At 31.2% G+C, this 15,027-nt stretch carries 15 protein-coding genes; all 15 read right to left on the bottom strand.

Annotated elements, in window-relative coordinates:
* Positions 1 to 7: 7 nt before the first annotated feature.
* Complete coding sequence (locus Q0893_RS04080; RefSeq protein WP_299272694.1) at positions 8 to 1,219, bottom strand: lanthionine synthetase C family protein; 1,212 nt, start codon at positions 1,217 to 1,219, stop codon at positions 8 to 10.
* Between the two features lie 179 nt (positions 1,220 to 1,398).
* On the bottom strand, positions 1,399 to 3,603 hold the full coding sequence (locus tag Q0893_RS04075) for a peptidase domain-containing ABC transporter (RefSeq protein WP_299272692.1): 2,205 nt from the start codon (positions 3,601 to 3,603) through the stop codon (positions 1,399 to 1,401).
* A 70-nt stretch (positions 3,604 to 3,673) separates the two neighbouring features.
* Positions 3,674 to 4,642, bottom strand: coding sequence for an LLM class flavin-dependent oxidoreductase (locus Q0893_RS04070; protein ID WP_299272690.1), 969 nt, complete (start codon positions 4,640 to 4,642; stop codon positions 3,674 to 3,676).
* On the bottom strand, positions 4,639 to 5,586 hold the full coding sequence (locus tag Q0893_RS04065; protein WP_298900867.1) for an LLM class flavin-dependent oxidoreductase: 948 nt from the start codon (positions 5,584 to 5,586) through the stop codon (positions 4,639 to 4,641). Before Q0893_RS04065 ends, Q0893_RS04070 begins: the two co-directional genes overlap by 4 nt.
* 65 nt (positions 5,587 to 5,651) lie before the next feature.
* Positions 5,652 to 6,824 carry a lanthionine synthetase LanC family protein gene (locus Q0893_RS04060; RefSeq protein ID WP_298900868.1) on the bottom strand — a complete coding sequence of 391 codons (1,173 nt, stop codon included), beginning with the start codon at positions 6,822 to 6,824 and terminating at the stop codon, positions 5,652 to 5,654.
* The gene (locus Q0893_RS19585) at positions 6,805 to 6,984 is read right to left on the bottom strand and encodes a class I lanthipeptide (protein ID WP_366915875.1); all 180 of its coding nucleotides are present in this window, start codon (positions 6,982 to 6,984) and stop codon (positions 6,805 to 6,807) included. Before Q0893_RS19585 ends, Q0893_RS04060 begins: the two co-directional genes overlap by 20 nt.
* 11 nt (positions 6,985 to 6,995) lie before the next feature.
* Positions 6,996 to 7,184, bottom strand: a complete 189-nt coding sequence (locus tag Q0893_RS04055) for a class I lanthipeptide (RefSeq protein ID WP_298900869.1) — start codon at positions 7,182 to 7,184, stop codon at positions 6,996 to 6,998.
* A 35-nt stretch (positions 7,185 to 7,219) separates the two neighbouring features.
* Positions 7,220 to 7,390 (bottom strand): class I lanthipeptide, encoded by a 171-nt coding sequence (locus tag Q0893_RS04050; RefSeq protein WP_298900870.1) that lies wholly within the window; start codon positions 7,388 to 7,390, stop codon positions 7,220 to 7,222.
* A gap of 84 nt (positions 7,391 to 7,474) precedes the next feature.
* The gene (locus tag Q0893_RS04045) at positions 7,475 to 7,639 is read right to left on the bottom strand and encodes a class I lanthipeptide (protein WP_298900871.1); all 165 of its coding nucleotides are present in this window, start codon (positions 7,637 to 7,639) and stop codon (positions 7,475 to 7,477) included.
* 91 nt (positions 7,640 to 7,730) lie between these two features.
* On the bottom strand, positions 7,731 to 7,901 hold the full coding sequence (locus Q0893_RS04040; RefSeq protein ID WP_298900872.1) for a class I lanthipeptide: 171 nt from the start codon (positions 7,899 to 7,901) through the stop codon (positions 7,731 to 7,733).
* Positions 7,902 to 8,034: 133 nt separating this feature from the next.
* Positions 8,035 to 10,437, bottom strand: a complete 2,403-nt coding sequence (locus Q0893_RS04035; protein WP_299272685.1) for a TonB-dependent receptor — start codon at positions 10,435 to 10,437, stop codon at positions 8,035 to 8,037.
* A 109-nt stretch (positions 10,438 to 10,546) separates the two neighbouring features.
* A complete protein-coding gene (locus tag Q0893_RS04030) occupies positions 10,547 to 11,230 on the bottom strand; it encodes a response regulator (protein ID WP_298900874.1) in 684 nt (227 codons plus the stop codon).
* A gap of 12 nt (positions 11,231 to 11,242) precedes the next feature.
* Positions 11,243 to 13,318: a sensor histidine kinase gene (locus Q0893_RS04025; RefSeq protein ID WP_299272683.1), complete on the bottom strand. Its 2,076-nt coding sequence runs from the start codon at positions 13,316 to 13,318 to the stop codon at positions 11,243 to 11,245.
* A gap of 104 nt (positions 13,319 to 13,422) precedes the next feature.
* Positions 13,423 to 13,584 (bottom strand): hypothetical protein, encoded by a 162-nt coding sequence (locus Q0893_RS04020; RefSeq protein WP_299272681.1) that lies wholly within the window; start codon positions 13,582 to 13,584, stop codon positions 13,423 to 13,425.
* A gap of 205 nt (positions 13,585 to 13,789) precedes the next feature.
* Complete coding sequence (locus tag Q0893_RS04015) at positions 13,790 to 14,512, bottom strand: LytTR family DNA-binding domain-containing protein (RefSeq protein ID WP_298900877.1); 723 nt, start codon at positions 14,510 to 14,512, stop codon at positions 13,790 to 13,792.
* Between the last annotated feature and the right edge of the window lie 515 nt (positions 14,513 to 15,027).

Here is a 15,027-nt window from a genome sequence, read left to right as displayed (position 1 = left end):
TTATAGACTAGTTTATTATTAAACATTCATCCCAATGCGTATCGAAATCACTTAAATAACTAATCATTGCCAATCCAATGCCAGTTATTCCAGTGAGTAAAGAGGCATCATTAGACCAGGTTTCATTATCTGGATTCCACATTTTATAACCAGCAAAACCATCATCAAAACGTGCCATTTCTATGCCTTCATTAATCCAAAACTCCATGGCATCTTTAAAAACAGCATCGTTAGTTTCCCTGTAAAGTCTATTATAAATTAATGCATTACCAAAGGCTCCATGACATAATCCTGCATCTTCAACTAGAGTACTTTTAGTTGTTCTTCTAGTGCTTGTATGCTTTAAGATTTCTAAAGCCTCCTCTTTTAAATTATGATCTCCTAAAGTCTTTGATGCTTTGAATAAGGCAACACCTATCCCCAAATCGCCATAACACCAAGCTATCCTACTTTTTCCTTCTGGTTTATCATCTAATGTTACCCAATTAGGAAACAAGCAATAGGCTTCTTTTTCGGTGCTTTTAAAGCTCTTTATATAGTTTATAGCACCAGTTAAAAGTGGCTCGGTTTTAGCTTTAAATTCGGCTTTTTCATGAAGTTTGGAAAGCATAAATACAATGCTAGATATACCATGTGATAAGCAAAGGTTATAGCCCTTTTCTACAGGCTGAAATGTTAATGTTGATAACCACTTTAAACCATTTCCTTCTTTTCGTGAGTGGTCTTCTAAAAATGAGATAAACTCTAATAAAATTAGTCTATACTTTTCTTTGAGTTCAACAGAGTTTGTATTCTGATAACGATACAAAAAGTAATAGGCTTGCCCTATAGCTCCATGCAGAAAATCATAATTTTCTTGTTTAAAATTAGCATTTAAAACTGTGTATAAATAATCGTCCAAATCTTTAAGTAAGTCATCACTGCTTACTTCAATAAATTCGTTCAGCTCCAAAAAATCTAAAGTCCATCCAAACCCTGCAATACCATTAGAATAAAGCGGTGAATTATAACCTTGGTTTATTTTTTCGACACAATGACCTAGTATCTGCGTCCCTAAATCGGCATGGTTTTCAACATCCAAATATTTCGAATAATAGAATTGAAATAATACCATACCTGATAGACCAGACGCCAATCCTATGTGTTGCTCATTAATATATTCTTTCTTAATTATTTTGCTAATCTCTGCCAGTTTGGCTTCTAAGAGATGTGTATTCATAAGTTTAATTTTATCTGAAATAATAATCCATTACCATATAAAGTATTGGTTCGCCATCTATTTTAAGAAGTAACAAAGCATATAGAATTAGCACAATAACTAAGGACAAAATAATAAGCCCGTATTTTACAACAGCGAATCTATTTTTATCTAATTCTTTTTCTAAATTATTTTCCATATTATGATCCTAATTCTAATTGATTCTTGACAAGATTATAATAGTTTGATTTATTGTTAACCAAATCTGTATGTGATCCTAACTCTACAATTTCCCCACCTTTTAATACAACAATTTGATCTGCGTTTTTGACAGTACTTAATCTATGCGCAATGATGACCACTGTTTTATCTTTAAAAAATTCCTGCAAATTATTATGTATGATTTTTTCGTTTTCGGCATCTAAGGCACTAGTCGCTTCATCAAAAAAGATATAGTGTGGGTTTTTATAAACAGACCTTGCAATAAGTATTCTTTGCTTTTGTCCTCCAGAAATACCATTTCCAGAAGCACCAATTTTAGTTTTTAATTTTTGAGGTAATCCTGAAATAAACTCTTCAATATTGGCTGTTTTAATTGCAAATCGCATTCTCTCCTGATCTATCTCTTCATCTCCAGTAGCGATATTTCTTTCAATAGTACCAGCAAATATGTATCCTTCTTGCATCACTACGCCACAATTCTCTCTCCAGTTTTTTGGTGATATATTTAATAAGTTATGTTGATTTACAAAAATGCTTCCATGTATTGGGTCATAAAATTTTAGCAGAATTTTCATTAGTGTGGTTTTTCCGCTACCACTAGCTCCAACAATAGCTGTGGTTTTTCCTTCAGGAATAAATAGGTTAATGTCTTTTAAAACAAAAGGCGATTTGGGGCCTTCATATTGATAATCAAGATCATTTAATCGTATACCTTTTTCAACACCATTTTGATAATACAGATCCTTCTCACTTAGTATTATTTGTCCTTCTTTTTCCTCCTCTTCTTGATCTTGAACTTCACTTAAACGTTCCATGCTGAGCCTAGCATCTTGAAGCGATCTAAAAAAGCTAATTAATTGGTTTACCGGAGAGTTCATTTGACCAATAATATATGCTATGGCTAGCATTGATCCTAAAGTGATATTTCCAAAAATCACCTCTCTAGCTGCAATAAAAGTGACCAAAATGTTTTTAAGTTGATTAATAAAATTAAACCCCATTAATTGAAACTGATCTAATTTTAAAGCTCTAAGGTTAACGCCAAAAAGTTTCACTTGGATTGTCTCCCATTCTTTTCTTTTAAAGTCTTCGAAATTATTCAGTTTAATCTCCTGAATTCCATTAATCATTTCATATATAGATTCTTGGTTTTCACCTCTTCGTTGGAAACGATAATAATCTAAAATCCTTCTTTTTTTCAAAAAATATACAGACCATAATACTGCAACTAAGGTTAGAATGGAATACGCAACCACAATTTTGTAGTCATAATACAACAGGACAAAAAAGAATATTGAAAAATTAATTATCGAAAATAGTGTCACTAATGACTGCGATGTTAAAAACTCTTCTATTCGTTCATGGTCTTGAATTCTTTGATTAAAATCACCAATGAGTTTAGAGTCAAAAAAGTTAATAGGGAGTTTTAGTATTTTCTTGAAGAAATCTGAAATAATCGAAATATTAATCCTTGTTCCTATATAGAGCATAATCCAATTACGTACAATCTCAATAACAATAGAGCCTAAAAACAAAAACACTTGAGCCAGTAGAATAATAAAGACTATACTCAAACTTTTACTCTCAACCCCTTTATCTATTAACGATTGTGTTAGAAAAGGAAAAATTAAGGTAAACAAACTTCCTGCTAAAAGCCCTAGAAATAGCTGAAAAACCTCTTTCTTATATGGTTTTAAAAATCCAATTAAAAATTTAAAATCTATGCGTTTTCTTTTGATGACTTCCATCTCATGAAACGCTTCTGTTGGATGCAGAAAGAGTGCTACGCCTTTATTATTTTCGGTAAGCCATCTAGACTTAAAATCTTCTTCATTTAAAGAAATTAAACCATGAGATGGATCGGCAATTTTATATTTATATTTTCCTGTGAATATATTTTTTTTATGGTCATAGAGTACTACAAAATGATTTTGATTCCAGTGAAGTACGCAAGGAAAGGTACCTTCAATATCAAAAGTTTCGAGATCTAGCATACTTGCATGTGTACTAAATCCTATTTTTTCTGCAGCTTCAGAAATACCTCTCAGACTCACGCCATCGCGCTTTAAATATGAAATATTCCTGATATAGTCAATAGGATGTTTCTTTCCAAAATAGGCAGATATCATTGCAATACACGCTGGACCGCAATCCATTTGATCATGTTGAGGAATTAACTTCATATATCTTAAACACTTTGTTTTTAAATGGCCTTCATTCTTACTTTAGCAACTACTAAAGTTCAATACCATATTAGTTAACTGTTACTTCTTTTTGTAGATTAAATTTTTCGCTAATTGCGTTAATATTATCTAGCATTTGTTTTGGATCATCTGTGAGGTCATGAATTATAAATTCGTCGACTCCATACAAATTCTGATATTCCAATAGCATATCGTGTAAAGAATCAATGGTAACAGCAAAAATTTTAAACCCTTCATTTTCTCCTTGACCATAGTGCTGTTTGAGATGACTTAATTCTTTTTGAGCTTCAGCGATTGTGTTTTCCATACAAATTGAAATTCCAACATTCACTTTAGGGTATACCTTATGTTTTTCAAAAAAATCTTGTTTAAATTGCAAGAGTTCTTCTTTTTTATAGTCATCATCTCCTGGGAGCGAATGAAATAACGACCTGGAGTAATTTAATCCATACTTAATCGCTGTTTCAACATTTCTATATGAGGTTGATAGGTACCACATTTCAGGAGGTTTTCCTCCAAATGGTGGAATAACAATTTCGTTTTCCTGGAGATTTTTCTTTTCATTATAGAAGAGATCATAAATGAGCTTTAGCTTATCATCAAAATCTTCTCTAAAGCCTTGTCTACTTTTTAAATCTCTATCCATCTTAACCACATGCTTGGTTTCTACAAGTCCGCTTCCTTTAGCCAAGCCTAAGTCAATCCTGTCGTAAAACATATTATTCATTAACTTATAATTTGTTGCCACTGGATAAGCATCATGAATTAAAATTGTAGAACCTGCAGAGCCTACTTTTATATCATCAGTCATTCCTGCTATAATACCTATTAACAGATCCGGGTTTGTAAACGCTGTTGTGGTTAGTGGACCGTGGTGTTCTCCTAACCAAAACCTTGAAAACCCTAGTCTATCTGCTTCAACGGCATACTCAATAATTTCTTCAATTGTGGCCATACTATTTTTATCAATTCTATAGCCATATTCTAATAGTCCTATTTTAATCTCTTCGTTTATCATGCTAAAGCCAATAAATTAAATTTTTCACTTATGAGTTCTGCATTTTTAATCTTGGCATCATTTGTTACTGCAAAATCATATATAATAAATTCATCAACCCCGAAGTCTACCTGGTAAGACAATAACATCTCGTGCATAAGATCTATAGTAGTTGGAATAATCCTAAACGCCTCTCGTGAATTTGCCTTTGTTTCAGCAACAAAATCATCTACTTTTTTTGTGGCTTCTTCAATAGTATTTCCTATATATACTGCTAAAGCTAGAGCAACTTCTGGGTATTGACCATGCTTTTCAAAATACAATGACTTACATTCTAAAAGCTCATCTTTGCTGAACTTTATTTCTCTTCCAGTACCATGAAATATGGACCTACAGAAATTTAACTTATGCTCTATCACAGTATCGAAACTGCGATAAGATCCTGATAAGTACCATAAATCCGGAGTAGAACCGCCAAGAGGTGGGATGAGGAGTTTATGTTCTTTTAAATTCTTTTCTTCGTTATTAAATAGGTCTACAATACTTTTTAGGTTATCATCAAAAATTTTAAAACTCGTATCGACGTTTAGGTTTTCGTTAGCAAGTTTCATAATAAGTTTACTATCTGGAATACCTTTAGACAGACCCAAATCTATCCTATCGGTATAAAGGTTGTTGAGCATTTTAAAATTTGTGGCCGTAGAATATGGTGAGTACAGACTAATAGACGTTCCTGCTGTTCCTACTTTAATTCTTTCGGTCATACCTGCTAATATGGTAAGTAAGATTTCTCCATTAGAAAATGGATGATTAGGATAAGTATAATGGTGTTCGGCTAACCAAAATCTTGAAAATCCTCTATTTTCAACTTCAATGGCATAGTTTATTATTTGTTCGATAATACTTAAACTATCTGTTTTCTCTCTATATCCAAGTTCTATAATTCCTAATTTAATTTGTCCCATATTGTGTGTCTTATTACGTATTAATAGTTGATATGTTAAGTGTTAACTCAAGGCTTTTGATGTGTTTAATAAAAATTTAGAAAACGTAAATAGTCGTGTCCTAGGTCTTTTTGTTGCGACATTAGCATGATACCTATACCGCAAATGCCTTCGGAAAACGACAAGTGCGTATAATCATGTTGCGCATTATAATTAGAAAGGTAACCTGCCCATTCTGATTTTTTATTGTCTTTATTTAAAGTGCTGAATCCCCAATAATTTACAGCCTCATCTAACGTTGGGTTTTTAAGTTTTGCATTTGTCTTACTAAACAATGCGTGTAGACCTGACGAACCATAAAATAGGCTACCGTCTTTGGTATACTTCTCTTCATCATCTCTAAATTTTGCTGCGTTTTCTAAAATCTCGTTTCCAATGGACAGAAGGTCGTCATTTTGCAAAATTAGTCCTGCATTATAAAATGTATACCCTATCCCAATATCTCCATATGCTAAATCTTGATAATTTAATTTCTCTCGTTCATTGGCTTCAAGTCTAAACCAATTAATTCCTTTTTTTTCATTGAATTCATACAGAAAATTAAGCCCTTTTAATAGTATTGTTTTGAGGTTTTTATATGGCACTTGTTTTGAATAGGCCAATAACAAAAAGTTGATGATGCCAGCTACGCCATGTGTAACTCCAAGTTCAACTTCTGGTTCTTCAGGGTTTTTAATAACAGACTCCCAGTACGCAAAATTATCAACTGTTATGGCTTGTTTTTCGATGGATGATATGAGCTCTAAAAGTATTGGGTTCGTATCTATAAACTCAGACCTATTTAAAAAGTAATATCCTGCTTTTACAGCGCCCAACATTGGGTCTAGATTGTTTTTATTGACTTCTTCTAATAAAAAATCTTTTATAATCTCATCTGAGTCTACCAGAAGGCTATTAATATCATCATTATCAACAATACCTTGTTGAAATAAAAAGAACAAATAGTCTCCAAGATCAATAATGTTAGAAATAATGTTAGTTCCTTTATAATGACTTCCAATACCTTCAATACTTTTTTCCAAATACGATATCACGTCATTTAAGTAGGTATCATCGTTGGTGTACAAAAAGTAATAATAGTGATACAGGGAAAGGCCTAATAGACCATCTGTAATTCCCATATTAATGAACTTAGATTCATTATTAATGAGCGTGTCTCTTATTACATGTGGTTTTATGTTAATATGCTTTGTTATCACCTTGATTTTCTTGGGTTTCTGAACAATTAGATCTAGTACGACAAGAATACAATAAGCAAGAACCAGCTGCTAAATTTTCACCTTCAAGAGCTGATTCTTGTTTTTGAAGATTAGAGATTACCTGTTTATTTAATTCTAATTTTTTGTTTAGACTAATCACTCTTTTGATTATTATTGTTCTTTATCTTGTGTTTTTTGTGGACCACACGCACAATGCGTAGCATTCATATGACAAGAGAAAATACAACAGGAACCTCCAGGTGCCTGACCTCCTTTAATGTTCGACAATTTCTCTTCTTGTAATTTGCTTATTACTTCTTTATTAAGCTGAAGTCCTTTATTAAGTCTTATTTTTTTCATAATACATAAGGTTTAGTGTGTTATTATTTAAGGAGTTATACTTCTTCTTTTTCCTTTTCTTTTTTTGTTGCGGTATTACACGTGTGTAAAAAGCAAGATCCAGCAGCTCCCATACCTCCTTTAACGTTTGACAGTTGATGATCTTGAAGTCTAGTAACAACTTCTTTACTAAGACGAAGCGTTGTATTAAATTTTATTTTTTTCATGATAATTTGGATTTATATGTTTTGAAATGAAAGAAGATAAACAGCTAGTAATTATACTAGCTGTTTACTTATTAATCTAAGAAATTACAGCTCTTGAGGCGCATCTTTTTTCTTAGTGTTACATGAGAAGATTCCACATGATCCAGCGGCAGCCATACCACCTTTAACATTTGCTAATTGATCTTCTTGTAATTTACTTACAACTTCTTTGTTTAGTTGTAACCCTTTGTTTAATTTGATTTTTTTCATAATAAATGATTTTAAAATTAATGAATGAATAAGATACAAGTAGCCTGGTTTTATCTATATACCAACTACTTATGGACATCTTTATAAGATGTTATGCTTGCTCTTGAGGCGTATCTTTTTTCTTTTTTGTGTTACATGAGAATAATCCACATGAATCGGCTGGTGCAAGACCACCTTTAACATTTGCTAATTGATCTTCTTGTAACTTACTTACAACCTCTTTGTTAAGTTGTAACCCTTTGTTTAATTTAATTTTTTTCATAATAAATGATTTTAAATTAATGAATGAATAAGCTATCTTTTTATGTCATAGAGCTTCTATTTGGACGTCTCAAACTTGCAAGTTTAATTTTCAATATGTTTTAGGTTTTATGGCTGTTAAGACCTACCCTTATTTAGTTTCCTGTTCTTTCTTTTTCATCTTCGTTACCGAAATCTTTTCGATTCACTCTTATTTTTTTATTTCCGAAGCTGTATCGTAAAGACACTCTTAATCTTCGGGAATCATAATAGTTTTCATATGTTGTTCTTACACCATTACTAAATGCTGTAACCTCTGTAATTTGGCCTTTGAATAGATCACTTCCTGTTATGGTTAATTGTAAATCTCTTTTCAGAAAGAAAAATTTAAAAGAGACATCTACACTAGAGCTTGATGATGTTTTATAAATATCATAAACGCCAGCAAAATTGTACCAGGCATCAATACTTGATATAATGGTTCGGTTATCATTCAAAACAAAACTATTGCTAGTTGAGATGTATGTATTTACACCATTTCGTTTGTCATTTATAAAACTTAAAAGTGCCTCTGTATATCTGTAGTTAATATTAAGGGTATTCACACTTTCCCAGCCTTTCAATTTGTTGAATGTATACGACTCTGTAAGCCCAACAGTATAGCTATCATAATAGTTTTGAGGAACCACACTTCTTACTCCTGTTTGATTATCTACGGAAAGTATTTGCCCAAAACCATCCTTTATTTGCGAAAAATACAGGCTACTCACCCAGTTTTGTTTATGGATATAGGTGAACTCTAAATTGTCTGAAAATGAAGGTTGCAAAAACGGATTTCCTTCTATAAGTAGATAGGGGTTTTGTGTAATACGAAACGGATTGAGATATTCAAAAGCTGGTCGTGATATACGTTTATTATAGCTCAATGAAAATATATGATCTTCACTAGGCACATAGTTAATATAGGCACTAGGAAATAATTTTAAATAATCATTTTCATTGGTTTGATTTAGTTGTCGTGAAACGCCTTCGGTTGTTGTATTTTCAAATCTTAAACCAACTTTAGCACTCCATTTATCATTAAAACTTTTACTCGCTGACACATAAAGTGCTGTGTTGGTTTCCCTATATTCAAATTGATTGGTTTGGTTTATATCTAAAATTGGCGCACCCGAAGTTGTATCAAAAAAACTGACATCATTATTGGTGTTTATAAATGATAGTTTACCACCAAAATTAAGATCGATTTTTTCTAACGGATATTCAACATCTGCCTTAAATGAATAATTGTCTACATTTTGTCTTCCGTCATTTTTGCCAGCATTAAAACTATTTGGTGTTTCTTGTCCGTTATCAAAAAAATTAGACGAGTTATATACCCTAGAACTATTATCTATAAAGGTGAAATAGTCTAGATTAATAGAGATGTTTTTTCCAATAGAATCTAACTGATAACTGGAATGAAAATTAAGGGAGTGTAAAGGACTTGATTGGGTAATTTTTGATTGAGAAACGACAATAGAATCTATAGCAGAAGTTGCCTTATTGATAATATTTGTTCTATCGTTTTTGTTTTCTATCCTTGTATCATCATATCCCAATTGGTATTGAAAACCAGATGCTAATTTATCATTCCATTGGTAATCAAGCGCTATTCGGGCGCTTACGCTATTATCATAAAATACGCGTCGAGGGTTTTCACTATCCCAAAGTTGATCTTCAAATTCAAACTCATTGGTATCTGTAATTTGCTTCGAACCTTTGTCATAAGATCCATTGACATAAAGCGAAGTTTTGTTTTTTCTGTACCTAAAACTCCCAGCTATATTACCATCTGGATAAGTATATTGGGTATAAGTCCCTCTAACACTAGACCTCCAACTATTTCTAACACCTTTCTTATATATTATATTAATTAATCCGCTATTTCCTTCGGCTTCATATTTTGCAGGAGGGTTAGTAATGATTTCAATTTTCTTAATCTCTTCGGAAGGTATCGACTTCAAGTAATTTGTTAAATCATCTCCAGATAAGTTGATAAAATTCCCATCAACCAAAACTCTCATATTGCTTTTCCCAAGCATAATGATTTCATCATTTTTGAGCCTAAGATAAGGTGCAACCTTCAAAATATCCGTCACATCTCCACCTGATGCAGAAATGGAGTTTTCAACATTAAAAACCAGTCTGTCAACTTTCTTTTCAATTAGATTTTTTCGGGAAGAAATAACCACTTCATCCAACTCATTTCTACTTGGATATAATGTAATTACACCTAAATCTAGACTTTCTGCTAAAGTTATATTTTTGGTATTTGTTTCATAGCCAATGTAACTTATACTAAGTTTATAGTCACCCGAAATGGCTTGTATTTTAAATCGTCCGTTTTCATCGGTAACAGTTCCAGAAATAGCTTCACCATTAGCCTTAGATAAAACAACATTTGCATAAGCAATAGCAACTTGTGAAGAGTCGTTTACAACGCCCTTAATTTCTGCTTGAGAATGTGCCAAATTGGTTACTAAAAAAAACATAAAAACTAATGGAAATACTTTCATACGTAGGTTTTATCAAACTTATACGTAAATTCTATTTTCTTTCCATTTTTAATCATAAAAAAAGTAAGGACTATCCTTACTTTTTAAATTCTTAATATTTCATTATCAGTTATATAAACCCTTTATCTTTAGCCACCAATAGTAGTTCTCTATCGTCTACACTCTTGATATTAAAAAGGTGTTTAAGGTGTCGCTTTCTTTTTTCGATTCCAGCTATGGATAAAGGCAAGATATTTGGTAAATCTTTCATTCTTGTTCCAATAGATAATTCGTATAAAATTTTTCTATCAATATTATCTAATAAGAAATCATTGGCTACTTGTTTTCGAAGAAGTCTGATAACCGTTTTACTATAATAAGGTGGATCGTTTATTATAGTATCAATAGTTTCTACTAGTTCTTTTGGAGTAATATCATTTTTAATTAAAAAACCATCTGGATTTAAACTCTTAAAAATACTATGAACCCTATAATTGTCATTAAAGGTTGTTGAAACAATTATTTTAGTATTAGGTAACAGTTTATTGATTCGTAATCCTAAATCTTCCCCTGATATAATTTTTCCGTCTTTAGAAGGTGGCAGTTTTATATCCAGAAAAACAATATCAAGAACTTTCTTTTTCGTAAAAATATCATTTATAACTTCCATTGAAGTATCACAGTCCTGTACGCAACGTATAGAAAAGCTAACCTCATCATGAGCTTTGCTATAATAATTGAATGCGGTTTTATAAGCTTCGGTAATAAGTGGATGATCATCTATAATAAGAACTGAATATTTTCTATTTTCCATAGCGGTATATATTTATATAGGTATTTGGGTTTCGATTAAAGTGCCTTGATCTGGAATGGAATTAATACGGAAATTACCACTTAATTTCTCTGTTCTTGTTCTCATGTTTTTTATGCCAATTCCCTTTTTCTTTCGATTTACATTAAAACCTTTCCCATCATCCTTAATAATCATAACTAAGTCGGTATCATGTATTGAAAAGTCTACAGTAATAAATTTTGCCTGAGCATATTTAGTAATATTCTGTAAGGCCTCCTGAATAATTCTATACAAGTTAACCTTTATAATTTCACTCATTTTTTGCCAGTCTATTTCTGAATCGAAGGAAAGCTCAAACTTAAAATCTCCAATTTTAGATTTACTTTCTAATAATTGATAAATAATACTTCTAAAATTTACTTGCGAACTATCAAAATTTGTATTTAGTTTATGAGACACCTCTCGTATCTCCTTTTCTATTGTTTGCAATTCTTCAAGAAATTTATTGTGTTGGTTTTTAGTATCGTCATTCCCTTTGATATCCAAAAAGCCAAGCCCCACTCTTGTTCCAAATAATTTTCCTAATATCCCATCATGTAGTTCTTCCGAAATTCTATTGCGCTCTTTTACTTTTTCTCTTTCTAATTTTTCTTGTTGTTTTAAAGTAATAAGATAGACCTGCTCATTGGCTTTTTGTTGTTCATTTTCTAACACTAATGTTTTATTTACAAGTTTTTGACGATTCATATAATAAGACAATAACGATATGGCAAACACACCTAAACTAATGATTATAATCCAAATCTTTTGCTGAGATAAACGTTTGTTCTCTTCAATATACTCATCTGTTTCATAAGCAATTCTTGTAAATTTATTCTGAATTCTTCGTTCTACTGTTTGAAGGCTATCACTAAACTGAATATGCTTTTCCAAATAACTCTGGGCAGATGTCTTGTCTAATTTTGACAACAACAATAAAGATTCTAGATAGTCTCTACCATTTTTATTTATTCGCGCAAGTGTATTAGCTTCTTTAGCATGACTAATAGCCAGACTAGTGTCTTGAGCAAAAGCATAATATTTCGAAAGATGGATTTTGCAAATAATAATTCCGGCTTTGTAGTTTAAACTATCTCTAATTCTTAAAGATTCTTTCAAATAACGATGCACGTTAATTGTATCATTCATCAAAAATTTACAATAAGCCTTATTATCGATAACCCGAGCGTAATGATTTATACTTTTGAGCTTTAAACTATCCCGTTTTAAAATATCGTCAAAATAACTTATTGCCTTTGTATAGTTCCCTTTCTTCAAATGAGTAACGCCAATATTATTTAAACTTGCCAAGTATAACTCTTCGCTTTTTTCTATTTCCTTGAGATATTCAAGAGATTTATCATAATAAAATAAAGCCCTGTCGTACTCTTGAATATCATTTTGCAATTGTGCTAAATAATTATAACACGAAAACAAAGATTTAGTATTATCCCTTCTTTTAACCTCATCTAAAGTTTTGTCATCATCAATTTTTTTAAACTTATCTATAGCTTTAAAAGTTAAAACCTCGCTTCCCGAATAATCTTTAAAGCGTCCTTTTATGAAGGCCATGCCATATTGCATTTTTGCAGCCTCATAGAGGCTTCCACTTTTATCGAAACAAGTATTGGCTAAATTGAAATAATAATACGCACTATCATAAACCTCAACTTTATTATAGTAGCTCGCATAATTCCAAAACAAATCTCCTAAGGCCAAAGAGTCTTCAATTCGTTGTGCTATATCTATAGCTTCGGAATTTTGCCTTTTGAATAATAAAGTGTCTCCTAGTTTAAAGTTTCTATAAGCAATATGACTTAGTTTCCTAACGTGCGCAGTATCTATCTTTGCAGATTTAATTTTCTGGTAAGACATTACCAAAAATTGCTTCCTTACATTGACATCGTAAGTATCATTTTTTGACGCCTCAATCCAAAAATCAATACTATCGTTTAAGGTTTGTGGTTCCTCGTTTTCAAAACTTAAATCTTTTTGATTACAAGACTGCAACAAGACAGTACTAAAAATAAGTAGTACATAAAATAATCTGTATATCTTACTAATATTCAAGAGATTTGAGTTTCAAACAAAGCTATAAAAAAAGCCTTTAATTCACATTAGTTTTTCTTTGAATAAACCATAATGAATCAAAGGCTCTTATGTGTGGGTTAGTTTTATTCTTTACTACCATCATCAGGATTGGCATCTTCTCCTCCAGTTGCTTGAACGTTTTCTAGTGTTGGTTGATCCTGCTCATCCTCAAAATCCAAGTCGGTACAAGAAAAAGTAAATGTTGATGCTAAGAGTAATAAAAATAATAATCTAAAAGTTTTCATAATTAAAAGTTTAATAATCGTTTTCAAGAACTTAACGCTTGTCATTTTCGCGAAAACAGATTCTAATTGTTAGTGTTAATGATTTGAAAATCAGTGATTTTACATAGCTAAATTATGAACTCTATAAAGGTTCTACTACAAAAACATTATTGTTTTAGTCATTACTAGTCGTCTGCGAGTGAAATGCTACTTTTAGATAGGGAAGTTAGTTTAAAGTAATAAGCGTGTTTTTTGATAGGCTCCTATTAATTAAATCAACGTTCTCAATAAACGTTTTTGTAAATGGTATTTTGTGTTCTCTATTAATAAAGCAAATAGATTTACCATAATGAATTCTAGAAATACAATTCTTATTAATAATATAGCTTTTGTGAATTCTTAAAAACGTTTTAGGCAATAGGTTTTCAAAAACTTTTAGTGTTTTGTAAGCACCTACAACTCTACCATCAGTCATGTAAAAATCTGTAGTGTTATTATCTGCTTTTAAATACAAGATATCCTCAATGTTTAGATATTGATAGTCCTTATAGGATTTAAGACATATCGTTTCATTTAGCTTTATTGGACATTTCTTTTGAAATTTCAAAAGGCTTTTTCTAATTAAATGTTCCTTCAAAGGCTTTAATAAAAAATCTGAAAAGTCATACTTATAAGCATCAGCAGCTTTATCTTTTGATCTAGATACCGCAATAAAAGAAGGTTGATCTGACATACACTGATTAATTTCGAGCAAGAATTCTGAAATATTAATGTGTGGAGAATCGATATTGTAAAATATTATCTGAGGTTTTTCTTTTAAGACCAAGTTTAAAGCCATTTCATAATCTTCTTCAACAACATTAAATGCAATATCCTGAAAATCATCAACAACCGTTTGAATGACTTCCAAGGTCGTTATATCGTTATCTATTATTAAACAATGTATCACCTTAACTTTTTGAGGGCAAGTTAATTACTTAAAAGGGGTGATGAGTATGGGATTTGGTTACTATAAATAAGGCTGAGACCTACTTTTACTATTCATTTTCATCAGGTACAATAACATTATGGTAGCGTATTAGCTGCAATTTTATATTGAATTCATAGGTTTTTTTAAAAAATTTGGGTAACAAAATCTAATTCGTGGAACATTAGTATAAATTGAAACGAATGATATAAAAGTGCTAAACAACCTCTTACAAAGCATATGATGATGATTATAGTGATTTTTACGTAAATAACTTTAAATCAATGCTTAATAATATTCTTTTCTGAATAAAATATTGTTATTGTGGTTTTTTATACATACTTTAAAAGAAAATTCGTACAAATTTTCAATTAATTTTTAAGCCATCAACATATGAATTTAAGACTACTTATTATTATTCTAGCTTTCGTATTGAGTTCTTCTTTAACTAAAGCGCAAAACTTATTAGACACTTCAACTTGGACTATTGGCAGCGG

It is taken from the genome of uncultured Psychroserpens sp., from assembly GCF_947494225.1.
In the GTDB taxonomy this organism is placed as follows: domain Bacteria; phylum Bacteroidota; class Bacteroidia; order Flavobacteriales; family Flavobacteriaceae; genus Psychroserpens.
The sequence above is the reverse complement of the archived record's forward strand: the minus strand, read 5'-3'. Positions and strand labels throughout refer to the sequence as shown.